We start from the raw sequence: 25,106 nt of genomic DNA on the forward strand, positions 1-25,106 counted from the left end.
GAAACGCTGTTCGCGCAGGTGCTCCAGCGCATGCCGTTGCCTCCGTCACCAGCGCGCCGACGGCCCCGTCCGCCCAAGTCGTCCGCGCTCCTGCTGGTGGCGGCGTAACCGGGGGTGGCCGGAACGATGATCAAGGCCGATCTGGATCGTGGCTCTACCCGACGGTATTTCTTGGCGAGCTTGGCGCCTTGGCGTGAGCCATTCCCGGGTTTCGGTTTACCGCCGCGGCCCCGCGGTGGCACACTGCCCGGACCAGCCGGAGAGACACCAGATGCCATTGATGAACGCCATCGCGCCGGACGCGCCGACCGCCAACGCCCGCGCCTTACTGTTGGGCCGCCGCCTGGATCTGCGCCACCTCACACACATCGAGCCGCTGGCCCTGACTCCGCTGGCGGTTGCGGTGAGCGGCGGCGGTTGGGCGGTGCTGATGCGCTACGGCGCGGCGGTACTGTTCGACGTGTCCCCCGACGCGGAGGCGTCGTTCCTGCAACTGCTGGCCCCCTGCGTCCGCGAACCCCTGACGACGCCCGAGACCGAGACGCTCGACATCGTCATCGACAGCACCCGCGGCGACCAGATGGAGCGCGACCGGCTGATCCTCTGCGACACCGACGCGGCACGCCTGCAGATCGTGGCGGACGTGCTGGGCAAGAGCGTGTTGCTGGCGGACCAGGAGGCCCAGGTGGCCCGCGCCTTCGACCGCATCGAGCCCTTGGCCGAGGAGCTGCATCGGCATGGCCGCGGGGCGCGGCGCGCCCGCGGCCTGATCCGCCATATCGGCGAGACCCTGCTGATTCAGCACCGCCTGGTCGGGCGGGCCGAGGTCGGCGACAAACCCGAGGTGATCTGGGAGCGGCCGGACCTGGAGCGCCTGTTCCTCGGCTTGGAGGCGGAGTTCGAGGTCCGCGAGCGTCAAATCGCCCTGGAACGTAAACTCACCGTCATCCACGACACTGCCGGCACCCTGCTCGATCTCCTCCAGACCAAGCGCTCGGCGCGGGTGGAGTGGTACATCACGATCCTGATCCTGTTCGAGATCGTCCTGACGCTCTATCAGTTGTTCGGACGGGGGGCGGGCGGCTGAGGGCCTTGAACGTCAGTCCGCTATATTCTGGAGTCCAAGGCTTCAGCCTTGGTCCTTGTCCAGCCAAGGCTGAAGCCTTGGACTCCGGCCTCGGGGTGGCCGGAACGACGATCAAGGCCGAAATCGGCGGGCTCGGGCGGCGGTGTCACCGCGCGCAAGCCGTCCAGGCTGTAGCCGTAGGTGGGATCGAAGGGATAATTGTGGGCGAATGGCATTGTTGAGAAGTCACGCCAAGATGTCCAACGCACTACGTGCGTGCGGGTCGAAACAGGGCGCGCAAGATGCGTCGGTTACCCTTGCCCTGGAATCCATCGAACACCTGATCGAACGCCGCTCGGGCCTGTTGCTGACGGGCGAGTAGGTCGCCGATCAGGGCGCCCATGGCCAGCAGGGTCTCGGTGGGTGCCTGGTCCGCATCACGCATGCGTTGCGCCATCGCACGCAGATGCACTGCCTGCACCGCCAGGTCCTGATAGCCGCCGAGGTTGTCGAGCAGGACCTTCATTCGCGCGATCACGGCGCGGGTCTCGTCCTTGGGGTAGAGGCTCTGGAAAAACTCAATGAGGTAACGCAGTTTCTTGCAGCTCTTGCGCAGTTCGTGCAGGTCTGCGGGGGGCGAGTCGGTGCGGATTGCGCGGCCCTCGCGCCGCACGCGCTTTGCCATGGCCCAAACTCGCCGATCTGCCAGGTCCTTGATCGGGCCGGCGCCATGCGGGGTCGCCGCCGCCACGGGCGCCTCCAGAAAGGCCCGCCAGTCGCTGCACAGTTGGGTAAAGCGGGTCGATGCGAGTGCCTGGACGAGCAGGTCCCGTTCGCACTGATAGCGCGAATGCAGGAACGCGCGCAATGGTTCGAGGTCGGCGCCCAACTGGCTGGGTAGATCCCGCTGATAGGTGTCGAAATCGAGCAGGTAGACGTCGAGGTCGCGGATGGGGCCGGTGACCAGTTGCAGCCAGGCGAACTCCTCCCGGAAGCGTGCCACCCGGTCGGCGGGAAAGACCCCGCGGATTTGGGCCAGGGCCGCACGGGTGCGTCGGGTTGCGACCCGTAGATCGTGTAAGAACTCTGAGTCAAGGTTGGCCCGCGCCCCGTCCAGATTGGCCTCCAGGGTGTTCAGCAGTCCAAGCAGGATCTCTTGGGCGACCCGATCCGCGCGTGCGGTCGGGTCGAGACGGTAATCCAGCTTGGAGCTGTAATCCACGGGTCGCCGCCCGGCGGCGGCCAGGGCCTCCAGCAAGAGGGGCGAATCCAAGGGCTCCAGTCCCGCAGCGCCGGCCAGTGCCTCCTGCAAGATCGCGGCCTCGCGCGCGCAACCGCGCACCGCGACGACCTGTAGACGCGGTCGCAGGTCGCCGGCGCTGCCGCCGCGCGGGTCGTTGAAGCTGGATTCCTCGATCGTCAACCGGGCAACTGTCTTGTCGTGATGGTTGCTCAGGTCAAAGTGCCTGATCCGGGAATGGATTCCCATGAGAGGCAACAACCGTCGACATGACGTGGTCTCGATCAACCGTGCCTGTACCGGTCCGGGGGGCAGGTCCGCGGGGAAGGCGGGCTCCCGGGGTGCGACCTGTATCAGTGCGTCGTCGGCGCGCTCAAGGTCGCTCCAGATCAGGACCGGCGGCAGTGCCGTGCTGCGCCATTCCAGGGTGGCGCCGGTCAGGTAGACCGACCAGTCGAAGGTATCGAAATAGGTTCGATGCAGGGTCTCGGCAGTCGGCTGCGTCAGTCGCCACTGTCCTTGCACCAAGGGCGCGATCGTCGCGATTCCGGCCAGGTCTGAAACCCAATATTTCATTTTGATGACAATCTTTCGGTGGTGCCGTCAACGGCGGCGGTACGACGCACCAGGGCAGTCTAGCATAAAGTGTTGTCAGTCGATTCAGCGTCTCCCGCCGGGTCCGCTGAGTCATGCGGCTGTCATATTCGTCTGCGATGATCCTGACAAGTGACGACTCATCTGGAGGCGACAACCTTGGAACGCTTCGCTGACGAACTTGATCTGGCGCAGTTTCGTATCGACCAGGTGACTGAGCTGGCCATTGCAGCGATTCGCAAACACGCCGGTCTGACGGTCGGTCGGGAATACTGTATCGATTGTGGCGAGCGCATTCCAGATCAGCGCTTAGTGGTGGTGCCAACCGCCACCCGCTGCGCGGTCTGCCAGGATGACGAAGAGCGCCAGGCAAGCACGTTGTCCGCGACCCGATTCCGCACCAGCCACATGGCAGGCCCCGCCTTATCCGCAACGCCCGGACAAGTGTTCGGTGTCTCATCGGCGATGGGCACTGGGCGCCGGCGGCGGGTTAAAGATTAGGGCGCAATGCGCGGACTAACGTGCTCAGGATGGAACGCATGTCGACTGTTCCACTGAGTCAGTCGCCGAGCTGCGGTGTCTCAAGGCCATCGGTCTGGAGTATGGCCAGGGGCTATTGATCGCACGACCGGTCTCGCGGCCCTCCAAGACCCCGTCGGCGGAGGCCCTGCGTGCCATCGCGCCGGAACACTCCACGACGCGCTCTCATCCTTCCGGCGACCAGCCTCTGGGTGACAGCGTAATCTTGCGACCGGTGGGGCCGGTGTCGCCGCATACCTCCAATGCCGATGTGTCGGCCGCTTCAAGGCCGACCCGGCGCTGGAGATGGTGCCGGTGGTGACCGAGGGCGTGCCGGTGGGGATGATCACCCGGGCCGCTATGATCGACAACTTCGCCCAGCCTTATCGGGCCGAACTCTATGGGCGCAAGCCGTGTCGCCTGCTCATGGATCGGGACGCCTTGATCGTCGATCATGCCATCACGCTCCCGGCGCTCAGTCGGCTGGTCAGCGAGGGTAGCCCAAGCTATCTTGCCGGCGGACTCATCGTCACAGCCAACCCCGAGATGGACTTCATCGGTCATATCGGTGGGGACGATTTCATCCTGGTGTTGCGTCGCTCGGATTGGCGTGCCTGCTGCATTGACGCGCTGGCGCGTTTTGATCATGAGGTGCGTCGTTTCTTCAGTCCGGACGACATTGAGCGCGGCGGCCATATCGCCGAAAATCGCAAAGGCGTTCCCGAATTCCAATCCTTGGTCTGTCTCTCCATTGGTGCAGTGGCGGTTGGGGGTGATGCCAGTGGTTCATCCCAGGCCAACAGCCCACTCGCCATCTCGCGGTTGGCCTCTGTCGCCAAGAAGCAGGCCAAGGCCATCCCGGGCAGCGCATTGATGTTGTTGGTGGCAGAGTCAGATCACATCAGGGATCCCTGCGAGCAACCTGTCCAGCAATAGGCATGGCGCGCGCAGGGTGATGGTCCGGAATATAATAACCCGATGGATTCCGAGATCTCTCGGGACGGCGCTGCGGTTGGCCGGGCGATGAAGTAACCCTGACCATAAGCAATGCCCAGGTCGCGGATGACACTCAGTTCCGCCGACGACTCGATACCTTCGGCAATGATCTTTGCGCCGGCCTTGGCGGCGATTGCCTGGATCGAGCGAACGAATTGTAGCTTGACCGGGTCGAGGTGGATATTGTGGATAAAGTGCTGATCAATCTTGACATAGTCCGGGCGAATTTCAGACCATAGGCGCAGCCCTGAGAAGCCTTCGTCAAGGTCGTCGATGGCAATCTCAAATCCCATGGTTCGTTTGAAAGACAGGATGACGGGGCCAGATGACGCAACCATGACCAAGGCGATCGTTTAAAGGCGTGCCAACCCCAACCCCCGCCACCGCCGGCCTGGTCCTTGGGACTGCTCATGGTGCTGCGGTTTGATCGTCAAGCGGCGCGCGACCTTCGGCGATCTGGCCGATCGGATCAGTCCCGCTGCCACTGCGCCAGGGCCAAGACCAGGCGGTTGACGATGGCGCGCGTGGGCGCAATGTTGTCCGGGTTGTGCAGGATCAGGTCGCGGTTGATTTCGATAGTGAGTGGTTGCTTGCCGCGCAGGTCTGTCGGTTCAAAACGCTTCAATGAATGATTGCCGGTGTAAGGATGATTGAAGCGGATCACGTCGCAGAAGTTGAATTCCACGTCCAGGTCGCCGATGCTCGTTTCCACGATCTCGGCTAGGGTAAGCAGCAGTGCGTGCTCGGCAAAGCAGTCGTTTGACGGCTTGCCCGTTTGGTCGCCGGCATTGCCAAACACGAAGAGCGGGCGCAACTGTCCCTTATCCGCGGCGCCCCGGGTGCCGATCCCGGGCATGGTGTGGCAGAAAGCGACCTTTTCGATGGCGGGGCTGGCCACCAGTTCGGCGAGTCGGCCGCGATGGGGCCGGATGTAGCGGTCGATGACCTGCTGCCGCACCGGGGCAGGGAGACCGCGATCGGACTGATAGATCTTGACTCCCAGGCTGGTCAGGGTCTTGACTGTTCCATCTGCATCGAGGTCGTCGCACAAACGGTTGGGGTCCGCGTGGGCGCGCCAGCTCATGAAGCGCAGCACATGGGGCGCGGCGGGCAGCCCCAGATAGAGCTCGTCGGTAAACTCATCTGAGTCCTCCCGGCGATCCCCCGGAGTAAACATGGGGTGTAAGTACGGTTTGACCTCGGGCGGAGTGAGATGGCCCCCATGAGGGAGCTCAAGCAGGACTGGGATGCGGCCCTCCTGGTAATCGAAGGCCGGGATGTCGAATGGCTGGCTCACGGATCGCTTCCCCATAACAGTTAATGCGCAGCGAAGACGCGGCTCCGGCCAAGGGTTACCCGACCAGTCGGCGCCGCGATGGGCCAACGAATGATCCAAGCTTAGACGGGTGCCGTGACCGTTTGTTTAAGGTTAACCACTCGGCCGTTTCTCAAACGGTGCGCGTACGACTGATCCAGTGCCTGATCGCGTCATACAATTCTTTGAGCCCGATGGGCTTGCTCAGATAGTCATCCATGCTGGCGTCCAGGCAGTGTTCCCGGTCGCCCGGCATGGCGAGCGCCGTGAGTGCGATGATCGGGGTGCGTCGCAGTGCCGGTTCCGCACGCAGCCGCCGGGTGGTCTCCAGTCCGTCCATCTCGGGCATCTGCACATCCATCAGGATCAGGTCCGGGCGTTGCCCCTGGGCCAGTGCGATGGCGGCGCTGCCGCAGCGGGCGGCGAGGACCTCGCAGCCCCTGATCCGCAGATAGGTGGACAATAGGTCCAGGTTGCTGTCATTGTCCTCGACCACGAGGACGCAGGGTCGCTGCAACGGCTCGGACTGAGTCTGCAGGTCGCCCACTGGGTCCGGGTCCTGCCGGAGCTGGTCGGCGCTCTGGAGCTCGGCGTCCCAGGGCAGGACGATCTCGAACCGACTCCCGTGCCCGACCTCGCTCTGGACCTCGATCCGGCCCTGGTGCAGTTCGGCCATCCCCGCGGCAAGCGCCAGGCCGAGCCCACTGCCGTCATACTGGCGCGCGGGGCGGCTGTCCAACTGGACGAAGGGCTGAAACAGTCGCTCAAACTGGTCCGACGGGATGCCCACACCGGTATCCCAGATGCCGATCCGCAGCTCGTGCCGCGCAGCGTCGGCGGTGACCTCCAGCCCGATCGAGCCGCCCGCCGGCGTGAACTTGACCGCGTTGCCCAGCAGATTGACCAGCATCTGTTTGAGTCGGCGGCTGTCGCCGCGCACCAGATGCGCCTGGGGGTCGAGGGTGGTCGAGACGCTCAGCCCTTTGCCTTTCGCCGCGGGTCCGATCAGCCGCAAACTGGCGTCACAGAGCTGGCCCACCGGCACCTGATCCCAGCACAGTTGCATCTGCCCGGAGGCCACCCGCGACATGTCCAGGATGTCATTAATGAGCTCGAGCAGATGGGCGCCGTTTTCGTGGATGGTATGGACGGCCTTGTCCTGCTGCGGGCTCAAGGCACCGAGCAGACCGTCGCCCATGGTCTCCGACAGCCCGAGGATGGAGGTGAGCGGGGTGCGCAGCTCATGGCTCATGGCCGCGAGAAACTCATCCTTGGCCTGGGCTGTGCGGGCCAGTTGCGCATTGGCGCGATCCAGTGCCAGGGTGCGGCGGCGCACCCGTTCGGCCAGTTGTGAGCGCTCCTGTGTCAGGGCGTCGTGCGCCGTGCGTAAGGCCGCCTCGGCCTCCTTGCGGGCGGTGCTGTCCGAGAAGGTGACGACCGCACCCACCAGCCGGCCATCCTGATGGATGGGGTTGGCATGGTAGTCGACCGCGAAATAGCTGCCGTCCGCACGCCAGAATACCTCGTCATCGACCCGGGCGGCGATGCCCTCGCGATAGGTCCGGGTGGCCTGGCAGCGGTTGGCCGGATACTGGGCGCCGTCGGCCTGCGAGTGATGCACCGTCTCGTGCATGTGCAGGCCATGCAGCTCGCGCGGCGTGCGGTAGCCGAGCATCCGCGCGGCGGCCGGGTTGCAAAAGGTGCAGAGCCCATCCGCGTCGACCCCATAGATGCCCTCGCCGGTCGATTCCAGCAGCAGGCGGGCGCGCGCTTCGCTCTGGCGCAGACTCGCCTGGGAGTTGGTCAGGCTCTCTTGCATCGTCTTGAGTGCGGCCAGCATCTGGGCGGGTTCGTCGACTCCGCCCGTCTGGATGGGGGTGGAGAAATCGCCGGTACTGACCCGGCGGGCGATCGCCGTGGCCATCGCGATGGGCCGGGCGATGCTGCGGTCGACCAGCCAGAGTAGAAAGAAGACGGCGATGCTCATGATCGCGACCATCGCGCCCAGGATTTCGCGCTCCAGGGCACGGGTCGAGCGCTCGATCCCGCTCAGGCTCGTCTGTTTGCGGGCCAGCGCCGCGGTCACAACCTGGTCGAGCAGGTCGGTCGGTTCCCGGTCGATGCTGCGCACCAGCCGATCGACTTCCGATTGTGACGTCGGGTCCTGCGCGCGATAGGACTTGAGCGCCGCGCGATAGTCCTCACCGAGGCGCCGATGCGCCTCCAGGAAGCGGCTGGTGATGCGGTGCGACTGCCCGCTCGCGGTGAGTAACCGGATCAGCTGATCCAGTGTCTCGCGCGTGTGTGCCTCCTCCTGCTCGAATTGACCGAGATAGGTATCGAAGAGCCCCGGTTCCTGCCCCCGCAGCAGGATGTTTTTCCACTCTTGGACCTGCTTCTTGAAATGGACCTGGGCCGAGAGTGCGGTGGTGACGATGGCCTCGCTGGTGTCGCGCACCTGCGACTCCCGGTCGGCGGCCTGGCGCAACAGGTAGAACCCGAACAGGCTGGCGGCCAGATTGACGATGAGGACGCAGATCAGCCCGACTGCGAGTTTGGTGCGGATATGCATGGTGTGCCGGTTATGACGGAGACGGCGGCGCGCGGCCGAATCCTGAGGGATCAAGAAATTACACCACCTAAGGTCGGGTGGGGTGCCGATCTTAGGCGTGTGCGTGGCGCGGGGCAAGGGCATTTGCCCTGCAGGCGGTCGCGGCCCTGCGAAACCGGCGAAGGCGGGGTGCATCGCGGATGGCAGGGCGTCCGGGTCCGGGGCTCCGCCACAAAACCATCGGTGGCGCCTTCTCCTCGGGGAGCCCGCCGTCGGCAGCGATGTGCGAAAAAGCCTTGCGTTCGCCAAAAACCCGGGACTAGAATCGATCCAGCATACCGCTTATGTTAATTTTTTTCCTTAATTCTCCAAGATTGGTCGCACCTAAACTATCCCTGGAATACGGAGCCAAACCGCAAACAGAGAAGAGGGCATGATGAACCAAGAAACCGAAGGAAAAGAGCAAGCAACAGTCAACAACAATGCCAGCATTGCCTGTACCTGGCTGTCCGATTCAAACTGTCGGGACAAAGGCTGCAAGCTGCATGGCTCGCTGGCCTGCCGATGGGATGCCGGCGAATATAGCTTTCTGATGGGCGTCGTCCAAATACCTCCGGCACTTATAATGACCTTCACTTTGGTTCTGGTGGGGGTGGCTACCGGCAATTGGTGGGGAATGGCCATATTCGCCTGGCTGGTTATTATTTGGCCGTTGGGGCTGGAGACCCTCGTTCTCTGTCGGCACTGCCCTTTCTTTACCGACAATGGCAAGACGCTGACCTGCTGGGCCCTGAGGTACTGGCCAAAGTGGTGGAAATACAGCCCCAGGCCGTTGCAAGGGTGGGAAAAATTCGTCGTGACCTATTTGCTTTTCGGCCTTCCTTACGTCTGGCCGGTGGGGTGGGCGGGGTACGGCATTTACCATATCACCGCCAACTATTCTGAATTCGGTCTGGTTGCCCTGCTGGGTATGATTGGCGCTTGTTTCGCCACGATCGTCTCCGGTGTTCAGTTCTTTTTGATTCTCTGGGCCAAGGCCTGCAACAGGTGCGTTAATTTCTCCTGCCCTTTCAACGAGGTGCCCAAACAAAGGGTGGACGCCTACCTCGCCTTGAACCCGGTTATGAAAGCGGCCTGGATAGATAGCGGCTATGAATTCGGCAACTCACAACGGGAGAAGCAAGAATGAACAATGCACAGCAAGAAAAGGCCTATGAATCGTTGAGCCCGTTCGAACTCAAGAACAAGCTGATCGCCATGGCCAGCAGCCGCCATGAGAAAATGATGCTCAACGCCGGGCGCGGCAATCCGAACTGGGTGGCCACCGAGGCCCGCGAGGGTTATTTCTTGTTCGGCACCTTCGCGCTGGAGGAGGGGCGCAGGGTCATGAGTCGGCCCGGTATGGCGGGCGCGCCGGCCCCGGCGGGCATGGGTCAGCGGCTCCAGGCCTTCTGTCGCTTCCACGCCGAGCAGCGGGGCGCGCAGTTCCTCGCGGACGCCTATCAATTTGCCGTCGGCCGGCTTGGTATGGATGGCGACGCCTTCGCCGGTGAGATGGTCGACGCCATCCTCGGCGACCATTATCCGGTCCCGGATCGCGTGCTGACCCATACCCAGGAGATCGTGCGTGCCTATCTGGATCTGACGATGTGCGACGGCGCGCCGCCGGCCGGAACCATGGACCTGTTCGTGACCGAGGGCGGCACGGCGGCGATGACTTATACCTTCAACACCCTGAAGGAGAACGGGCTCCTCAACGCGGGCGATAAGATTGCGATCGGCACGCCGATCTTTACCCCGTACCTGGAAATACCGGTCTTGAACGACTACGAACTGGTCGTACTCGAGGTCAAAATGGATGAGGACAACGACTGGCAATACCCGGACGCGGAACTCGCCAAGCTTGAAGACCCCGCGGTCAAGGCCTTCTTCCTGGTCAACCCGTCCAATCCGCCGTCCGTGAGCATTGCCCCGGCATCGCTGCAACGCATCGCCGAGCTCGTGAAGACCACACGCCCCGACCTGATCCTCCTCACCGATGATGTCTATGGCACATTCGTGGATGGCTTCAAGTCACTGGTGGCGATTGCGCCACGCAATACCATTCTGGTCTATTCGTTCTCGAAGTATTTCGGCGCCACCGGCTGGCGGCTGGGTGTGATCGGCATCTATCAGGACAACGTTTTGGACGAGCTGATTGCCGCGTTGCCGGCCGCGCGGCGCAAGCAATTGCACCAACGCTATGGCTCGATCAGCACCGATCCGGATGGGCTTAAACTCATCGACCGGTTGGTCTCGGACAGCCGCGCGGTGGCACTGAACCACACCGCCGGTCTGTCCACACCGCAGCAGGTGATGATGGCCTTCTTTGCGCTTCAGGAGTTGCTCGACGAGAGCAAGTTGTATCGCAAGGAGGCCCACGACATCGTGCGCGAACGCTTTGATGCCCTGTATGCCGCGCTCGGCGAGCCGGCTCCAGACACCGCATCCTGCTCGCGTTACTACACCACCATCGATATACCCAGACTGGCGCGCCAGCGCTTTGGCGAAGCCTTCGCGACCTGGCTGACCTCCAGCCACGAGGCGATCGATTTCGTTTGGCGGCTCGCCGCGGAGAAGGAAGTGGTGTTGATGGACGGCGGCGGTTTCGATGCCCCTGAGATGTCCGTGCGGGTGTCCTTGGCCAACCTGGTCAAGGCCGACTATGAGAACATCGGCCGCGCCATCAGCGAGCTACTGGAGGATTACAGAAAGGAATGGGCGGCGGCGCAATGATGGCCAGCGGGTGCCGCCAGAAACCATACTCGTAGTCCCCCCACCCCAACCCTCCCCCACATGGGGGGAGGGTGCAAGAAGATCAGCGGCTTGTGCTCGGTCCTGACGCTTGGACCAATCCAAAAAACGGATGCCAACATGCAAGAACTCATTCTAGCAATCATTGATGTCTGCCGGGCGAATCCATCGCTTCTGCTGTTTGCCGCGCTGGCGGCTGGCTATGCGATTGGAAAGGTCAAGATCGGCGGCTTTGCGCTTGGTTCCACCACCAGCGTGTTGCTGGTCGCCATCCTGCTCGGGGCGCTGACGCTACGGCACACAGAGCTCCAGTTGGGTGTGATCAAGACCGTGTCCTTCGGGCTCTTCATTTTTGCCATCGGCTATAAGGTCGGCCCAGACTTCATCGGCGGGCTCAAACGCGGCGGCGTTAAGTATGTAACGCTTGCGGTCTTTTTTTGCGTCACCGCACTGATCGCCGCCATCGCGCTGGCAAAGGCGTTTGGACTGAACGGCGGCTATGCCGGTGGCATCCTCGCCGGCGCCTTGACGCAATCCTCGGTGATTGGCACTGCCGACAGCGCCCTGCAGCACCTCGCCAATGGGAGTGTGGTGGCGGACATGAATCTGCGCTCCGATGTCGCAGTCGCCTATGCGGTGACCTATATCTTCGGCACGGCGGGCCTGATCCTGTTGTTAAAACTTCTGCCGCGCCTGTGGCGGATCGACCTGCCGGCCGCCGCGCGCCAAGCCGAGGCGGAACTCGGTGGGGGAGAGGATGAAGACTCCACGGAGGCATTCCACTGGTCGAATCTGATCTCGCCGCGGGTCTATCGTGTCGACAACGCGGACATCATCGGCAAGAGCGTGCGCGAGGTGGAGGCCCAATTTCCCGAGCGCGTGGCCATCGACATGATCAAGAAGGGTGGGCAGGTCCTCGACCAGGTCACCACCGACATGATCGTCGAGGCCGGCGATCTGGTGGTCCTGAGCGGTTACCGCCGCCGCATCTATGGCGCCTGCCAGAAGATCGGCCCGGAGGTCAACGACGACATGGTCAAGGGCATGCTCGGCGAGATCATTGGCATCTGCTTGACCAACAAGGCATTGGATGGCAAGACCCTGGCTGAGGTCTTCGCGCAGGATGCGGATGGCTGCTTCATTCGTCGGGTGACGCGCCAAGGCCATGCCCTCCCGCTCAACAATGGACTCACGCTCTATCGCGGGGACATCGTTGAGGTGATCGGTGCCCGCAAGGATGTCGAGACCCTGATCAAGCGGATCGGCTATCCGGAACGCGCCATTCAGTCGACCGATCTGGTCGCGGTCGGCGCTGGTATCATGCTCGGCACCTTGGTGGGCCTGTTGGCAATCAACGTCGGTGGCATACCGATCACGCTGGGGGTCGGCGGCGGTGTGTTGGTGGCCGGTATCTTCTTTGGCTGGCTACGCTCGGTCAGGCCCACCTGGGGCCAGATTCCGGCGCCGGCACAATGGGTCTTCATGGATTTGGGGCTAAATCTATTTATCGCCTGTGTCGGCCTGTCCGCTGGACCACGGGCGCTGGAGGCCGTACAACAGGCCGGCGCGACCATCTTCCTCGCCGGTGTCAGCCTCACCCTGATCCCGCACCTCCTGACCTGGCTGTTTGGTCTGTATGTCCTCAAGCTCAACCCCGCCCTGCTGCTCGGGGCGATGACCGGTGCCGGCACCTGCACCGCCGCGCTGAATACGGTGCGCGAAGACGCGCACAGCGGGGTGCCGGTGATCGGCTATACCGTGCCCTACGCCATCGGCAATGTGCTGCTCACGGTGTGGGGGGCGCTGATCGTGTCGATCCTGTGACCCACCGAGCAGTTTCCTGTAGCCTGGATGGAGTGCAGGGCAATCCTGGGTTCTACGGTAAATCACTGCTCTTTCGGCCTCGGTCATAATCCCGGCCATCGTGTTAACGGCGAGGTCGTTGGTCCGCACAGCGGACCCTACGGGCGCGGCGCAAACCGTAGGGTCCGCTGTGCGGATCGATCCTCGCTGGCCGGAGTTATGATCAAGGCCAATCGTTCGGCGTCCCGCGGGGCTGCGCCCGGATTGCTTTCGCGCTCCATCCGGGCGACGCAGGGCGGTTTGCGAATACTTTCACAGCCTCAGGGCTCGGGTATGAGAAGGATCGTTCATCACGCCCCTCTGCGCTCTCCGCGGTTGGCGTCGAGCACGCTCTGATAGCGCTCGGGGTCGTTTTTGAGCATGAGCACATAGTCCTCGACGAGTCCCTGCCAACCGAACCCGCCATGTTCCTTGAGCTTGAGTAGCGCGACCAGTAGCAGCTTGGCGGCCGCCCGGGTTTCGCGATCCTGGCCATCGCCGTACCAGGCGACGAGGTCGTCGTAGAGTGCTTCCACCTTCTCTATGGGGGTCATGGTGTATTCTCTGGTCGCGGTGAGCCGGAGGATCGGGTGTGATGCTCAGACTGGAGCCGGGAACTCATTATGGCAGCAAGAAGCCCCAATCCGCCTCGCTCTTGAGGAGCTCGCCGAGTCGCTTACAGAGTTTGGGTCGGCGCAGAAACAGTTGGAGGCTATGCTTGCGCGACTCCTTGGCGAGCGTGGAGGGGTCGAAATAGGCCTTGGCGTTGTTCACCGTCAATACGAAGGGGGGCTTGCCGTTGCGCGCCAGCATGGCGCTCATGATCAGGGCGCCGGTGCGGTGATTGCCCTCGATGAAGAGCTGTGGCCGGCTCATTATCTGGATGTAGGCGCATGCGGTCTGGCGCCAGATGGGCTGGTCGCGATGAGAATCGAGCCAGTTCATCAGCTCCCTGACCCCGCCGGGGCCGTCGTTATAGAAGCGCGCCTCGGTCTCCGCGATGTGTTTGGCAGCGTCCTTGATGGCCGCCTGGTCCGTCCCACACAGGACCAAGTGATTGAGTTGCAGCAGGTCGGCGGAGTTGCCTGGCGTGAGTGGGTTGCGGCCCTGTGCGAGCAAACGGTCCAGATAGGCATAACCCGTCATCAGGTTGCTGATGACCTGATCGCGGAGCGGGTCGCGGCGGGTTTCCAGGGTCGCATTGATCCGCTTGAAGTCGCGCTGCACCGCGCGCAGTGATTGCTCAATGGCGGGGAGATCGAAGCGTATGCCTCCCTGCGTATTGCGCTTGGACTCAGCCTTGGTCGGGTCCGGGGCCGGGGCCGGGCGTGCAGCGATGGGACGCCCGGGTGTTGGGCTCAAGCCCCCGCTAGGACCGATGGTGCCTTCCATGCAGACGCGGTCCGGATCGGATCAACTGAACTCGCCGGAGATATATTCTTTGGTGAGCGTCTCCCTGGGGTTCTGGAAGATCTGCTCGGTGGGGCCCATCTCGACCAGATAGCCGGTGCGCCCGCCCTTGGAGATGTCCACCGAGAAGAAGGCGGTGGTATCCGCCACGCGGGTCGCCTGCTGCATGTTATGGGTGACGAGCGCCAGGGTATAACGCTCCTTGAGCTCCAGCATCAATTCCTCCACCTGGCGGGTGGCGATGGGGTCCAGCGCCGAACAGGGCTCGTCCATCAGCAGGACATCGGGTTCGGTGGCGATCGCGCGCGCGATGCACAGGCGCTGTTGTTGACCGCCGGAGAGTGAGAGCCCGCTGTTCTTGAGCTTGTCCTTGACCTCCTTCCAGAGCGCGGCGCGCTTCAAGGCCTTCTCCACCCGCTCGTCCATATCGCCCTTGTAGCGGTTGAGCCGCAGACCGAAGGCCACGTTGTCGTAGACGCTCATCGAGAAGGGGTTGGGCTGCTGGAAGACCATGCCGATATAGCGGCGCACGAGCACCGGGTCCACCTTCTTGGCATAGACGTCCTGGCCGTGATACATCACGTTGCCCTCGAAGCGGAAGATCGAGATCAGGTCGTTCATCCGGTTGAGGCTGCGCAGCACCGTCGACTTGCCGCAGCCCGACGGGCCGATAAAGCCGGTGATCTTCCGCTTCTCGATGGGCACCTGGCTGTCGCGTACCGCGAGGAAATCGCCGTAGAAGATTTTCGCGACATTGCACTCGATGACGACCTTACCCGCCGCCTGATAGGGCGCGGCGACGAACATCGTCTCTGCTGCTGCGTTCATGGGTCAAATACCTTGAGAGTCAGTGAAATCAGACCTTGGGCTGGCCGATCAGGCGCGCCAGGATGTTGAATCCCAGCACCATCAGCACCAACACCAACGAGGCCGTCCAGGCGAGCTCGATCTGATTGGGGAACGGCATCCCCGAGAAGTTATAGATCAGGATCGAGAGCGAGGCGGTCGGCTCCGACAACTGGGAAATGTAATAGTTGCTGAAGAGCGCCGTGAACAGCAGCGGTGCGGACTCCCCCGCGGCCCCGGCCACCGCCAGCAGGACGCCGGTGAGGATGCCCGGCAACCCGGTGGGCAGGACGACCTTCCAGATCACCTGGGTGCGGGTGCAGCCCATGCCATAGGCGGCGTCCTTCATGCGCTGGGGCACCTGGGCCATGGCCTCCTCGGCGGCCAGCACTACGGTGCGCAGCATCAACACCGCCAGCGCAAGGCCGCCCGCCCAGGCCGAGTAGCCCCAGTGCGCGACCAACACCGCGTAGACGAACACGCCGGCCATGATGGATGGCACCCCGGTCAGCACCTTGGCCAGGAACCGCGAGGTGTTGGCGGTCCAACTGCGGGGTTCCAGCACGCCGTTGTAGATGGCGGCGAGGATCCCGAGCGGGATGCTGATGAGCGAGGCGATGCCGACCATCGCCAAGGTCCCGACGATCGCGGGTCCGATGCCGCCACCCTGCTCGAAGCCGGCGGGGGGCAGTCCGGTCAGGACCTCGACGACCCCGGTCCCGAATAGCCGGGCGCCGCCCTGCATCAGGAGCATGTAGATCACTGAGATCAGCGGAATGGCGGCGAGCGCTGCGGTCAACCAGGTGAGCCCGGTGAGGATGCCGCTTTTGAGTGCGCGCACCTCCAGGCCCTGGCGTGCCAGTTGGGGGAGCGGGCGCTCGGCCTCGTCCACGGTCAGGTCGACGGTGTTCATCGCTTGCCCTCGAACTTGCGGATGGTGTACTGCTGGACCATCTGTCCCATCACGTTGACCAGGAAGGTGATGGCGAGCAGCACCAGGGCGGCATACATCAGGGCCTGCACCTCCAGGTGGCCGGCCTCCGGGAAGGTCGAGGCGAGCAGGGAGGCGAGGGTGTTGGCTGGCGAGAAGAGCGACAGGCTGATCTGGTTGGCGTTGCCGATCAGCATGGCGAGCGCCATGGTCTCGCCCAGGGCGCGGCCGAAGCCCAGGACCAGGGCGGCCAGGATGCCGGAGGAGGCGGTCGGCACCATGACCTTGAGGATCGCCTCCCAGCGGGTGGTCCCCATCCCGTAGGCGGCCTCCTTGATCTTGTAGGGGATGCGATGGAAGGCGTCCACCGTGATGGCGGCGACCGTCGGCAGGATCATGATCGCGAGCACCAGGGCGGCGGGGGCCATCCCCGGGCCGGCCAGGTCGGTGCTGAAGAGCGGGAACCAGCCCAGTTGGTCGTGTAGCCACTCGGCACCGGGTTTCAGCAGCGGGATCAGGATATAGATACCCCACAGGCCGAAGACCACCGAGGGGATGGCAGCCAACATCTCGATGACCGTGCGAAAGATCATGGCGAGACGGTGATGGATGAAGTCCTGGGTCAAGAAGATGGCGATGGCGATGCCGAAGAGCCCGCCCAGGGCCAGCGCTAGCAGGGAGGAATAGAGGGTGCCCCAGATCTCGGGCAGCACCCCGAACTCGCCCTGGTTGACGTTCCATTCGGTCCCGGTGATGAAGCCGAGCCCGTAGGCCTGGATGGCGGGGGCGGCCTGACGCCCCACCTCCCACAGGATGAAGCCGGTGAGGGCGATGACCAGAAAGGCGCTGGTCCAGGCGATGCCGCGGAAGATGCGGTCGTTGGCGTACTCCAGCGCGCGCGGCGGACCCGAAATCGGGCTCACTGAGTCCGCCGCCTCAAACATATTGGTCATGGCCGTTACTTGATGAAGGCGGACGCGGCCAGGACCTTCTGCACCACGTTCGCGGGCAGCGGGATGTAGCCCATCGAGTCGGCGATCTTCTGGCCCTCGGTGGCGCCGTACTTCACCATCTTGCGCAGGGCCTCCGCCTTGGCGTCGTCCTGGTCCTTATAGAACAGCATCCAGGTGAAGGTGGCGATCGGGTAGGACTGCTCCCCGGCCGGGTCCCACACCCAGGCGATCAGGTTGGGCGCGTCGCTCCCGGGGAGGGTGCCTTGCGGGAACTCGGCGGCGGCCAGGGCCGCGGCACCGCCCGCGGGTCCGGCGGCAACGAACTTGCCGGACTTGTTCTCCAACTCGGCGATCTGCTTCCAGCCGGTCAACTTGGCATAGCCGTACTCGACATAACCGATGGCCCCTTCGTTCTGCTGGACCTGGGAGGTCACCCCGTCGTTCTTGGGCGCGGCGATGAACTTGCCGTTGTTCGGCCACTGCGGCGACTTGCTCTGGCCGACGGCGCTCTTGAAGCCGTCGCTGATGGCGGCCAGGTGCCCGGTGAAGACATAGGAGGTGCCGGAGGAGTCGGAGCGGGTCACGACGGTGATGGGTTTGTCGGGCAGGGCCGCGCCCTTGTTGGCGGCGGCGATCGCCGGGTCATTCCATTTGGTGATCGTGCCGCTGAAGATACCGGCGTAGGCCTCGCGCGACAGCTTGAGGTTTTTCACGCCCTTGAGGTTGTAGATCAGCACGATCTCGCCGGCGGTCATCGGCAGCAGCACTACTCCCTGCTTGACCTTGGCCTGTTCTGCGGCATTCATGGCCGCGTCGGAGGCGGCGAAGTCGACGGTGCCGTTGATCAGGTCCTGGATGCCGGCGCCGCTGCCCTTGGATTGATAGTCGATCCGGACCTCCTTGGTGGCGGCGCTGAAGTCCTTGAACCACTTGGAATAGATCGGGAAGGGGAAGCTCGCGCCCGAGCCGTTGAGCTTGACCTCGGTGCCGGCCTGGGCGGAGATGGCGAACAGGGCGGCAAAGCCCGCGGCGACCGCGGTCTTCAAGAGGGGCGATTTGCGCATTGCTGACTTCCTCAAACTGTGGATAGTTCGGTGGCTGATCGAACCGGTGGGTGACAGTATCGCGGACGAGTTGGATACATTGATGAACGTTGCATGACGATTGTGTGACCGTTTGTGTGACCGCGCCGCGGGGGAGAAACGCAGCTACGGCGGTGTATAGTGCGGCCTCGGACCCGGACCAGAACGAGGGGGTGCTGCAATAAACCAAAAGCGAGCGGTTGTCACGCCAAGGCGCCAAGCTCGCCAAGGCTTTTCAATGCGTTACCAGCGTTGCGCTGGCCACCCGGAGGGTGATCCGAATAGTGTCTCTACCCGATTGTATGTCTTGGCGAGCTTGGCGCCTTGGCGTGAGCAATTCCCGGATTTAGAATAAAATGCCCGTCTCCCGGCTGGTCCTTGGCCCCAACACCACGAGAACCGAACCGACATGGCCTATGAATGTGTGATTGACGGTCAGATTTACGTCTTCGAGGCGCAGTATGGCGAAGAGCTGGAAACCTCACGGATCATCGTGCGTTGCGCCGCGGGCGGCCCCGAGGGGCTCTTCCTCGTGCAGCGCGACGGCGCCTTGGAGCCAGCCGATGACCTCCCCGGCTTCGGCCCGAACCCGGTTGCCGTGGATGGGGTCTGGCCCCTGCCGCCCGCTCAGGCGATCGACGACGCCCGGCGGATGGCCGAGCGGAAGGGGCTTGACGCATCCACCTAAATCCGGCAATCGCTCACACGGAGACACAAAGAACACAAAGAAAAACACATCATTGGCACTGTTGGGCCGATCACCATGCAGGCGACTCCCTCGATCAATATATCCCGTTGAAAATCTTTGTGATCTTTGTGTCTCCGTGTGAGAACTGCTCTTTCTAGGATGAATCGCCAAGGCGCCCGCCACTTTCATCTTGCGGGGTAGTGCGGGCGCCATGGCCGTTAGTCCATTGCATAGACCTCGACAATCGCATACTCAGGGTCCTCGCTGCCCTGATCGTAGATGAAGATCAGCGGTTTGCCGGCGGCCGCAATGGCCTCATGGGACGCCGCGCAAACGCTTGCGAAGCGCACCGATCCTTCCGGCGCCCATTGCGCGTTATGGCTGCGCGAAAGCCGAACATCGGCATACCAGTCATCCTTATGTCCCTTTTGTGGGCCGCTCCATTGGGCGTCCTTGACGCGCGCGCCGCCGGCCCAGACGTCGACCGCCTCACCGACGCGGTAGCCATGGGACCAGACCTCTTTGAACTCCTTCGGTGCCTTATCATCGCCGCAAATCTTGGTTGGGTTCGCCTTGGGCACGGCCTTGCTGGTGATGTCCATCAAGACCCAATCGGTCTTGGCGCCCTTGACCAGTCCCTTGTTTTGGGCCAGCTTGACGACGACCGGCCGGCCGGCCAATTGCAGCAGCTTGGGCCAATTGTCGGCACCGGCGGAGAAATTGAGTGCGGTGTCGCCAGCCAGGCAGGTGGATTCCACTGACTTGTCGGCGCTGCTGAACCAGCCCTCGTTAGAGCCCTTGAACGAGGTCTTCGCTAAGTCGCAATTGAGGATGCGCTCCACCGGCGCCGAGCCGGCAATGGCGACCCCGGCCGTGTCGAAGGTGCCGGCCAGGAGCGGCACGGCGGTGGTCAGGAACAGGGCCGATAGGGTTGTTGTTGACCATTTCATCACAGGCTCCTTAAGCTTTGGTGTTGGTGTGGGTATTGACGCGGTGAGTGCAATCTGGGGCTGATTTATGCAGAAACGAGTGCCGTGGCCGGTGCGGCATGCCGGACCTGATGGAACTGCCCTTGGACCAGGGGTCGACATCGCCGAGCGCCACAGAGGCCAAAATGCTCTACTGGGACAGGCTGGCGAAAGGCTGTGCCCCCGCCCGAAAACGGGCGCGCGGCCGCCGGTATCCACCGCTGGCATGATAAGCCCTTGTCGTGCATCATGCGCTCCCGAGTTCCACTCTTGACTCTTCATTGTCGCTGGTGCCAAGTGAAAGGCTTGATACGATTTCTAAAATACGTGACTGTCGGCGGCACGACGTTTCTCCTCGATCTGTTGCTACTGTATCTGTTGATCGATTATTTTGAGATCTATTATGTCGGGGCGACGGCCTTGGCGTTCAGTATCGCGGTTTCAATCAATTATTTTGTCAGTCGGCGCTTCGTCTTCACTGGCACCTTGCGTTCGGTGCATGCCGGTTACGGCATCTTTATCCTCATCGCCGGCGCCGGTATGGTGGCAGTCACCGGGTTGATGGTGGTGTTAGTGGAGTTGTTTCACCTTCCTTATCTTCCCGCCCGGGTCATCGTCGCCAGCATTGTGGGGCTGTGGAATTATGGCATGAATTTGTATGTGAATTTCAAGGTGGCAGGGAAACACTGAGGGGTCGATGCGGCCTTGCGACAGTCGCTGGACGCGCTGCTTGGGCATGATCTTGGTCTGGCCCGGGAGACGGTTGCCGGCGATGCGGCAATCAATCGGCAGCGTCGGCTGTTGGAGCAAGAGGCGCTGCTGGTGTTGGCGGCCTATCAGCCGGCGGGTCAGGACCTGCGCATGATCGGGGCATCAATGGAAATGGTCGCGGAGCTGGAGCGGATCGGCGATTACGCGGCGGATGTTGCCGGGATTCTGCTCATCCACCCGGAAGAGGAGTTCCCAGCCGTCTTGGTCGAGCACGTCGCCGCCATGGGCGAGGCCGCTACGGCCATGTTGAGCGATGCCATGGGGTCCTATGGACGTGGCGATGCGGCGGCGGCCAGGGCGGTCGCGGCCCGGGATGACCAGGTCGACGCCCTCCAGCGGGCGATGATCGAGGCGATTGTGGGGCTGATTCTCATCGAGCCGGAGGCGGCAGCGCCCGGTATGGCACTCTCCTGGATTGCGCACCATTATGAGCGTGTCGCCGACCGTGCGACCAATATCGCCGAGCGGGTGGTCTATATCGCCACTGGTGACACGCCCGATCTCGATTGACTCCGGCGACTGCGTTGCGCGATCCGATTCATGGCCAAGCCGCAGGTGGTGAGTTCAGGCCGCGGTCTCTGTAGACGGCGCCTTGACGTAGTGACTCAATATCCAGCGGGTCTTGGTCTGCGCTGAACAACTTGGCGATGCCTTTTTCGCCGGTCACTACCTGTTTGATCGTGCCCTTGCTCACGGGCACCGTGAGTGAGGCCGATGTGATTGTGCCCGTCTCGCTCAAGTCGCGCTCCAACTGGAAGCCGTCGCATTCGCGCCACATGGCCGGTATGTCGGCCGCGACCACCGGATTAAACTTGACCGTGCTGTCGTGATCGGCGCCGCTGATACGGCGCGCCCGGGCGATGATCCCCGCCTTGAGTAGGGTGAGGTCCGGGGTGTCGAAAAAATAGATGTGACTTGGGGCATCACTGTCGACGGTGAGTCCATAGCGGTTCAGTACCCCATCGATCATGGAGTTCGCGATGCTCGCCTTGAGCGTGATCGTGTCGGTCGGTTGCCGGCCTATGTGATCGCGCTTGGTGGTCTCTTTCTTGGTCTCAGGTTGGGCGACGGTGGTCTTCACGGTGAGCATCCTTAATGGTGCCTATGGATGGGTGAGCGATTCTAGCACCCCAGCGGCATTGCTTGCCGCTGGTCAAGAGCGGATCATGGGTTCAGGCTGCGGCCTGCCTGTGTACCGCTGTGAGGTCATGCCCCAGCGCCCAGCGCATCTTGGTATGGTGTTTCATGTTCCGTTCGGCCCCGACCATGTGTATGAAGGCCCGGAAGCCGGCGATGGCGGCCTCCGCCTGGGCCAGCGGGACCTTGATGGCGAGTTCCATCAGGCGTGCCCGGTCGGCGCGTTGCCATAATTCGGCGGTCATGTGCCAGGGGCAGGCCGGGTCGGCGAGCGTCCAGCGCTGGCCATCCACCGGGCCCAGGACGCACAATGACCCATAGTCGATGGGTTGACCGCCCACCGCGCTGAGAAATGCTTGATGCTCCCGGCTGAATAGCTTGGCGATGCCCTTCTCGCCGCTCACTACATCCTTGATCAGGCCCTTGGGCACCGGCATACTCAATGATGCCGCCTTGTTCACGCCTGCCTCGCTGGCGTCTGCCTCTAACTGATAGCCGTCGTACTCGCGCCACCTGGCCGGCACCTCGGCCGGCACCAGCGCCATCGGCTGAAATTTGATCGTGCTATCGTGATCATCGCCGCTGATGCGGCGCGCCCGGGCGATGACGCCGACGTTGAGCAAGCTCAGGGCCGTGGTATCGAAGAAATAGCTATGGTAGCGCGCGTCACGCTCGAGCGCAAGACCATAGCGACTCAATACCGCGTCGATCTGGGCGTCCGCGATGGTTGCGTTGATTGTAATGGGGGCGGCGAGATGTCGGTTGGTCTGGTCGCGGCCGATGGTCATTTTATTGGTGTCTGATTTGGTGCTGTGCTTCATGCTTGGTAGTCTCTTGCCGTTCTCTATAATCTTTATGATCTTGGCGGTGTGAAGTGCCGACTCTATATTGCGGCCGTGCCTTTAACCCGGCAGTTCGGCCGAGCTCAGGAGTCGGTGGCGTTGGGGCGGTGCCGGCCGTCCGGTTCGCAAGTGCAGGCCGAACTCGACCATGTTGAAATAGTCGACAACACTGGTGAGTGGCATGGCGTGATTCTCCCTGGGGTGGGATTGACTATACCGAACCGATGTTGCAAGTCCGCGAGCACTTGATGATGGTCATGTGGCCGTGCTGACAAGCGCGCCGGGGTGCTGGGCGTATCGCTCCTCGGCCGCCGCGCTCAGGGGGCGGGCGCGCAGCAGTGCGCGTGCGGCGGGGAACTGGCAGGTGAAGCGTGAGCCCTTCCCGAGTGTGCTGGCGATCAGCAGGTGCGCGTCGTGCCGGTTGAGTACGTGCTTGACGATGGCGAGCCCGAGCCCGGTGCCGCCGGCGGCGCGCGAGCGGCTCTGGTCTACTCGGTAGAAGCGCTCGGTGAGTCGCGGCAGGTGCTCAGGCGGGATGCCCTCGCCGTCGTCCGTCACGCTGAACCGCGCCCCGTTGGCGTCCGGATTCCAGCGGATGCGGATACGGGTGCCGGGTGGGGTGTGTCGCACGGCGTTATGGATCAGGTTGGAGAAGGCACTGCGCAGCTCGACCTGGTTGCCGATCAGTAGCAGGTCCGCCTCTGCCCTGCACTCGATGCGATGCCGGCCCTCGCTCAACACCTGTGCCTCGTGGACGATGGGCTCCAGTTCGGCGGCCACATCCACCGGCCCTTGCGCCCGGTCCTGGTCGTCCATCTCCAGCCGCGAGAGGGTCAGGAGGTCCTCGATGATGGAGCTCATGCGGCTTGCCTGGTGCTGCATGAGTGAGAGCGGTCGCCGGTGGGCGGTGGGGGTGGCGGGGGCGTCCGCCAGGTTCTCCAGGAAGCCCGCGATGACCGTCAGTGGGGTGCGTAATTCGTGCGAGGCATTGGCCACAAAATCGCGTCGGATCATGTTGAGGTGATAGATCTTGGTGATATCGCGCGCCACGATCAGACGCTCGCCCTTGTGCTCGCCGAAGGGGGCAATGCGCAGTGAGACCATGAGCGCGCGGTTGTGCTCGGGGGTGATCTCCAATGGGCGCAGATATTCGCCGACCTCGATGAAGGGTGTGAGGTCCGGTTGGGCGAGCAGCTCCGAGAGCCGTCGACCCTCGTCCCGCGGCCAGTGGACGTCGAGCAAGGGGGCGGCGGCCGGATTGGCCCACTCGATGCGTTGCAGCTTGTCCAGGATCACCAGTCCGTCCGGTACCGCGTCGGCGGCCTGGCGGAAGCGCCGGCTGAAGCGGACCTGACGCTTGCGCCCCTTGCGCCCGCGCTGCTGGTAGCGCGCGAGGCTGCCATACACCTCGCCCCAGAGCCCGCGCGGGAAGGGCGCGGTCAGGCGCTGTCGGCGGCGGATCAGGTGCGCCAGCCGCGTCAGGTGGTAGAGATGGCGCAGGACATAGGGCAGCGGCACCAGCGGCCAGACCCAGGCCGGCGCCGCGCCGAACAGGAGCAGTACCGCCCCGACGACGAGCGTGAGCGCGAGTGCAGCGAACTCAAAGATCATGGTCCGCAAATGAACGCTAATGAAGGCAAATGAAGAGACTCATTGCGGGGGCGGCTCCGGTGGATGATGTCCGGATAAAATCAGAGTCAAGACTGGCATGCCTATCAGCTCCTTTCTTATTTGCGTTCATTAGCGTTCATTTGCGGACAAATAATCCTCTTGGAGTCAGGGCTTCTCGGAGAACCGGTATCCCACCCCGCGCACCGTCTGCAAGAGGCGGTCGTGACCGGTGCTCTCCAGGGTCTTGCGTAGGCGTCTGATGTGTACGTCGACCGTGCGCTCCTCCACATAGACCTGGTCGCCCCACACCCGATCGAGTAACTGTGAGCGGCTGAAGGCGCGGTCGGTGTGGGTCATGAAAAAGTGCAGTAGCCGATACTCGGTGGGCGCGACCTCCACCGGTTGCCCCTCGGCGCTGACGCGGCGGCTGACATGGTCGATGCGCAGGCCCGCGATCTCGATGTCGTCGGCCTCGTCCGGCCGGGCGCGGCGCAGCACGGCGTTGACCCGGGCGACCATCTCGCGGGGTGAAAATGGCTTGGCGATATAGTCGTCGGCCCCGGTGTCTAGTCCCTGGATGCGGTCCTGCTCCTCGCCGCGGGCGCTGACCATGATGATGGGGATGGCGCGGGTCTTGGGGTTCAATTTGAGCTGCTGCGCGAGCTCCAGCCCGGAGCGCCCGGGGAGCATCCAGTCGAGCAGGATCAGGTCGGGTTGCTCGGCGGTGAGGCAGCGGCGCGCGTCATCGGCGTGCCCCGCCTCCAGTACGCGAAATCCCGCGCCCTCCAGGGCGAAGCGGATGACCTCGCGGATGTCCGGCTCGTCGTCGACGACAAGGATGGTAGCCATGGTGATGGGTCCTGGTAGGTCCGGTGTGGTTGGTTGCCGGACGGCATTCTAGGCGAGCCGACGCTAACCCGGGCTCTAGCCCGAATATCTCACGCCAAGGCG

26 protein-coding genes are annotated in these 25,106 nt (G+C 63.2%); 9 read left to right on the forward strand and 17 right to left on the reverse strand.

From position 1 onward, the window contains the following. Positions 1 to 271: 271 nt before the first annotated feature. Positions 272 to 1,087, forward strand: coding sequence for an RMD1 family protein (locus tag QZX93_RS09975; RefSeq protein WP_295389314.1), 816 nt, complete (start codon positions 272 to 274; stop codon positions 1,085 to 1,087). Between the two features lie 20 nt (positions 1,088 to 1,107). Here QZX93_RS09975 and QZX93_RS09980 read toward each other — a convergent pair whose 3' ends face one another. Both QZX93_RS09980 and QZX93_RS09985 read right to left on the reverse strand, forming a co-directional pair. Beyond that, positions 1,108 to 1,302: a hypothetical protein gene (locus tag QZX93_RS09980; protein WP_295394573.1), complete on the reverse strand. Its 195-nt coding sequence runs from the start codon at positions 1,300 to 1,302 to the stop codon at positions 1,108 to 1,110. Between the two features lie 32 nt (positions 1,303 to 1,334). Then, complete coding sequence (locus tag QZX93_RS09985) at positions 1,335 to 2,882, reverse strand: CHAD domain-containing protein (protein WP_295389316.1); 1,548 nt, start codon at positions 2,880 to 2,882, stop codon at positions 1,335 to 1,337. 177 nt (positions 2,883 to 3,059) lie between these two features. On the opposite strand from QZX93_RS09985, the gene QZX93_RS09990 reads away from it, so the two are divergent. Beyond that, the gene (locus QZX93_RS09990; protein ID WP_295389318.1) at positions 3,060 to 3,401 is read left to right on the forward strand and encodes a TraR/DksA C4-type zinc finger protein; all 342 of its coding nucleotides are present in this window, start codon (positions 3,060 to 3,062) and stop codon (positions 3,399 to 3,401) included. A gap of 333 nt (positions 3,402 to 3,734) precedes the next feature. Next, entirely contained in the window at positions 3,735 to 4,355 is a 621-nt protein-coding gene (locus QZX93_RS09995; protein ID WP_295389320.1) for a hypothetical protein, read from the forward strand. Here the strand turns inward: QZX93_RS09995 and QZX93_RS10000 are convergent. The 3 genes from QZX93_RS10000 to QZX93_RS10010 form a co-directional block, all read right to left on the reverse strand. Then, the gene (locus QZX93_RS10000; protein ID WP_295389322.1) at positions 4,316 to 4,753 is read right to left on the reverse strand and encodes an EAL domain-containing protein; all 438 of its coding nucleotides are present in this window, start codon (positions 4,751 to 4,753) and stop codon (positions 4,316 to 4,318) included. The two genes, QZX93_RS09995 and QZX93_RS10000, sit on opposite strands and share 40 nt — an antisense overlap. Before the next feature lie 131 nt (positions 4,754 to 4,884). Beyond that, on the reverse strand, positions 4,885 to 5,712 hold the full coding sequence (locus QZX93_RS10005) for an N-formylglutamate amidohydrolase (RefSeq protein WP_295389324.1): 828 nt from the start codon (positions 5,710 to 5,712) through the stop codon (positions 4,885 to 4,887). 151 nt (positions 5,713 to 5,863) lie between these two features. After that, the gene (locus QZX93_RS10010) at positions 5,864 to 8,302 is read right to left on the reverse strand and encodes a response regulator (RefSeq protein WP_295389326.1); all 2,439 of its coding nucleotides are present in this window, start codon (positions 8,300 to 8,302) and stop codon (positions 5,864 to 5,866) included. 412 nt (positions 8,303 to 8,714) lie between these two features. Between QZX93_RS10010 and QZX93_RS10015 the strand changes: the two genes are divergently transcribed. The 3 genes from QZX93_RS10015 (at position 8,715) to aspT (ending at position 12,898) form a co-directional block, all read left to right on the forward strand. After that, positions 8,715 to 9,470: a hypothetical protein gene (locus QZX93_RS10015; protein ID WP_295389328.1), complete on the forward strand. Its 756-nt coding sequence runs from the start codon at positions 8,715 to 8,717 to the stop codon at positions 9,468 to 9,470. After that, on the forward strand, positions 9,467 to 11,056 hold the full coding sequence (locus QZX93_RS10020; protein ID WP_295389330.1) for a bifunctional aspartate transaminase/aspartate 4-decarboxylase: 1,590 nt from the start codon (positions 9,467 to 9,469) through the stop codon (positions 11,054 to 11,056). The genes QZX93_RS10015 and QZX93_RS10020 overlap by 4 nt, the downstream gene beginning before the upstream one ends. A gap of 138 nt (positions 11,057 to 11,194) precedes the next feature. Further along, positions 11,195 to 12,898, forward strand: a complete 1,704-nt coding sequence (gene aspT / locus QZX93_RS10025) for an aspartate-alanine antiporter (protein ID WP_295389332.1) — start codon at positions 11,195 to 11,197, stop codon at positions 12,896 to 12,898. Positions 12,899 to 13,227: 329 nt separating this feature from the next. Here the strand turns inward: aspT and QZX93_RS10030 are convergent, their stop codons facing one another. The 6 genes from QZX93_RS10030 to pstS form a co-directional block, all read right to left on the reverse strand. Then, positions 13,228 to 13,470 (reverse strand): hypothetical protein, encoded by a 243-nt coding sequence (locus QZX93_RS10030; protein WP_295389334.1) that lies wholly within the window; start codon positions 13,468 to 13,470, stop codon positions 13,228 to 13,230. A gap of 67 nt (positions 13,471 to 13,537) precedes the next feature. Next, positions 13,538 to 14,308 carry a hypothetical protein gene (locus tag QZX93_RS10035; protein WP_295389336.1) on the reverse strand — a complete coding sequence of 257 codons (771 nt, stop codon included), beginning with the start codon at positions 14,306 to 14,308 and terminating at the stop codon, positions 13,538 to 13,540. 21 nt (positions 14,309 to 14,329) lie between these two features. Then, on the reverse strand, positions 14,330 to 15,154 hold the full coding sequence (pstB, locus tag QZX93_RS10040; protein ID WP_295389338.1) for a phosphate ABC transporter ATP-binding protein PstB: 825 nt from the start codon (positions 15,152 to 15,154) through the stop codon (positions 14,330 to 14,332). Between the two features lie 28 nt (positions 15,155 to 15,182). Further along, a complete protein-coding gene (pstA, locus tag QZX93_RS10045; RefSeq protein ID WP_295389340.1) occupies positions 15,183 to 16,085 on the reverse strand; it encodes a phosphate ABC transporter permease PstA in 903 nt (300 codons plus the stop codon). Continuing rightward, the gene (gene pstC, locus QZX93_RS10050) at positions 16,082 to 17,056 is read right to left on the reverse strand and encodes a phosphate ABC transporter permease subunit PstC (protein WP_295389342.1); all 975 of its coding nucleotides are present in this window, start codon (positions 17,054 to 17,056) and stop codon (positions 16,082 to 16,084) included. Before pstC ends, pstA begins: the two co-directional genes overlap by 4 nt. A 5-nt stretch (positions 17,057 to 17,061) precedes the next feature. Next, entirely contained in the window at positions 17,062 to 18,120 is a 1,059-nt protein-coding gene (pstS, locus tag QZX93_RS10055) for a phosphate ABC transporter substrate-binding protein PstS (RefSeq protein ID WP_295389344.1), read from the reverse strand. A 427-nt stretch (positions 18,121 to 18,547) separates the two neighbouring features. Here pstS and QZX93_RS10060 point away from each other — a divergent pair, with 427 nt between their 5' ends. Further along, positions 18,548 to 18,826, forward strand: coding sequence for a hypothetical protein (locus QZX93_RS10060; RefSeq protein WP_295389346.1), 279 nt, complete (start codon positions 18,548 to 18,550; stop codon positions 18,824 to 18,826). A 218-nt stretch (positions 18,827 to 19,044) separates the two neighbouring features. Here QZX93_RS10060 and QZX93_RS10065 read toward each other — a convergent pair whose 3' ends face one another. Continuing rightward, positions 19,045 to 19,776, reverse strand: coding sequence for a hypothetical protein (locus QZX93_RS10065; protein ID WP_295389348.1), 732 nt, complete (start codon positions 19,774 to 19,776; stop codon positions 19,045 to 19,047). A gap of 345 nt (positions 19,777 to 20,121) precedes the next feature. On the opposite strand from QZX93_RS10065, the gene QZX93_RS10070 reads away from it, so the two are divergent. Both QZX93_RS10070 and phoU read left to right on the forward strand, forming a co-directional pair. Continuing rightward, positions 20,122 to 20,484, forward strand: coding sequence for a GtrA family protein (locus QZX93_RS10070; protein ID WP_295389349.1), 363 nt, complete (start codon positions 20,122 to 20,124; stop codon positions 20,482 to 20,484). A gap of 15 nt (positions 20,485 to 20,499) precedes the next feature. Next, entirely contained in the window at positions 20,500 to 21,075 is a 576-nt protein-coding gene (phoU, locus tag QZX93_RS10075) for a phosphate signaling complex protein PhoU (protein ID WP_295389351.1), read from the forward strand. Positions 21,076 to 21,103: 28 nt separating this feature from the next. Here the strand turns inward: phoU and QZX93_RS10080 are convergent, their stop codons facing one another. From QZX93_RS10080 to phoB, 5 genes are all read right to left on the reverse strand, one after another. Further along, positions 21,104 to 21,646, reverse strand: a complete 543-nt coding sequence (locus QZX93_RS10080; protein WP_295389353.1) for a hypothetical protein — start codon at positions 21,644 to 21,646, stop codon at positions 21,104 to 21,106. Positions 21,647 to 21,737: 91 nt separating this feature from the next. Then, positions 21,738 to 22,523, reverse strand: a complete 786-nt coding sequence (locus tag QZX93_RS10085) for a hypothetical protein (protein ID WP_295389355.1) — start codon at positions 22,521 to 22,523, stop codon at positions 21,738 to 21,740. Positions 22,524 to 22,604: 81 nt separating this feature from the next. Continuing rightward, positions 22,605 to 22,727, reverse strand: a complete 123-nt coding sequence (locus QZX93_RS10090) for a hypothetical protein (RefSeq protein WP_295389357.1) — start codon at positions 22,725 to 22,727, stop codon at positions 22,605 to 22,607. 72 nt (positions 22,728 to 22,799) lie between these two features. After that, positions 22,800 to 24,155: a phosphate regulon sensor histidine kinase PhoR gene (gene phoR / locus QZX93_RS10095; protein ID WP_295389358.1), complete on the reverse strand. Its 1,356-nt coding sequence runs from the start codon at positions 24,153 to 24,155 to the stop codon at positions 22,800 to 22,802. A 165-nt stretch (positions 24,156 to 24,320) separates the two neighbouring features. After that, entirely contained in the window at positions 24,321 to 25,004 is a 684-nt protein-coding gene (gene phoB / locus QZX93_RS10100) for a phosphate regulon transcriptional regulator PhoB (RefSeq protein ID WP_295389360.1), read from the reverse strand. Positions 25,005 to 25,106: the final 102 nt, after the last annotated feature.

Origin of the sequence: uncultured Thiodictyon sp., assembly GCF_903946935.1 — a bacterium.
GTDB lineage: Bacteria > Pseudomonadota > Gammaproteobacteria > Chromatiales > Chromatiaceae > Thiodictyon.

Bases quoted from the DNA above. Each gene is read 5' to 3' on its own strand.
- QZX93_RS09975 (WP_295389314.1), top strand. From the start codon at position 272: ATGCCATTGATGAACGCCATCGCGCCGGACGCGCCGACCGCCAACGCC.
- QZX93_RS09980 (WP_295394573.1), bottom strand. From the start codon at position 1,302: ATGCCATTCGCCCACAATTATCCCTTCGATCCCACCTACGGCTACAGC.
- QZX93_RS09985 (WP_295389316.1), bottom strand. From the start codon at position 2,882: ATGAAATATTGGGTTTCAGACCTGGCCGGAATCGCGACGATCGCGCCC.
- QZX93_RS10000 (WP_295389322.1), bottom strand. From the start codon at position 4,753: ATGGTTGCGTCATCTGGCCCCGTCATCCTGTCTTTCAAACGAACCATG.
- QZX93_RS10010 (WP_295389326.1), bottom strand. From the start codon at position 8,302: ATGCATATCCGCACCAAACTCGCAGTCGGGCTGATCTGCGTCCTCATC.
- QZX93_RS10015 (WP_295389328.1), top strand. From the start codon at position 8,715: ATGATGAACCAAGAAACCGAAGGAAAAGAGCAAGCAACAGTCAACAAC.
- QZX93_RS10020 (WP_295389330.1), top strand. From the start codon at position 9,467: ATGAACAATGCACAGCAAGAAAAGGCCTATGAATCGTTGAGCCCGTTC.
- aspT (WP_295389332.1), top strand. From the start codon at position 11,195: ATGCAAGAACTCATTCTAGCAATCATTGATGTCTGCCGGGCGAATCCA.
- QZX93_RS10030 (WP_295389334.1), bottom strand. From the start codon at position 13,470: ATGACCCCCATAGAGAAGGTGGAAGCACTCTACGACGACCTCGTCGCC.
- QZX93_RS10035 (WP_295389336.1), bottom strand. From the start codon at position 14,308: ATGGAAGGCACCATCGGTCCTAGCGGGGGCTTGAGCCCAACACCCGGG.
- pstB (WP_295389338.1), bottom strand. From the start codon at position 15,154: ATGAACGCAGCAGCAGAGACGATGTTCGTCGCCGCGCCCTATCAGGCG.
- pstA (WP_295389340.1), bottom strand. From the start codon at position 16,085: ATGAACACCGTCGACCTGACCGTGGACGAGGCCGAGCGCCCGCTCCCC.
- pstC (WP_295389342.1), bottom strand. From the start codon at position 17,056: ATGACCAATATGTTTGAGGCGGCGGACTCAGTGAGCCCGATTTCGGGT.
- pstS (WP_295389344.1), bottom strand. From the start codon at position 18,120: ATGCGCAAATCGCCCCTCTTGAAGACCGCGGTCGCCGCGGGCTTTGCC.
- QZX93_RS10060 (WP_295389346.1), top strand. From the start codon at position 18,548: ATGGCCTATGAATGTGTGATTGACGGTCAGATTTACGTCTTCGAGGCG.
- QZX93_RS10065 (WP_295389348.1), bottom strand. From the start codon at position 19,776: ATGAAATGGTCAACAACAACCCTATCGGCCCTGTTCCTGACCACCGCC.
- QZX93_RS10085 (WP_295389355.1), bottom strand. From the start codon at position 22,523: ATGAAGCACAGCACCAAATCAGACACCAATAAAATGACCATCGGCCGC.
- QZX93_RS10090 (WP_295389357.1), bottom strand. From the start codon at position 22,727: ATGCCACTCACCAGTGTTGTCGACTATTTCAACATGGTCGAGTTCGGC.
- phoR (WP_295389358.1), bottom strand. From the start codon at position 24,155: ATGATCTTTGAGTTCGCTGCACTCGCGCTCACGCTCGTCGTCGGGGCG.
- phoB (WP_295389360.1), bottom strand. From the start codon at position 25,004: ATGGCTACCATCCTTGTCGTCGACGACGAGCCGGACATCCGCGAGGTC.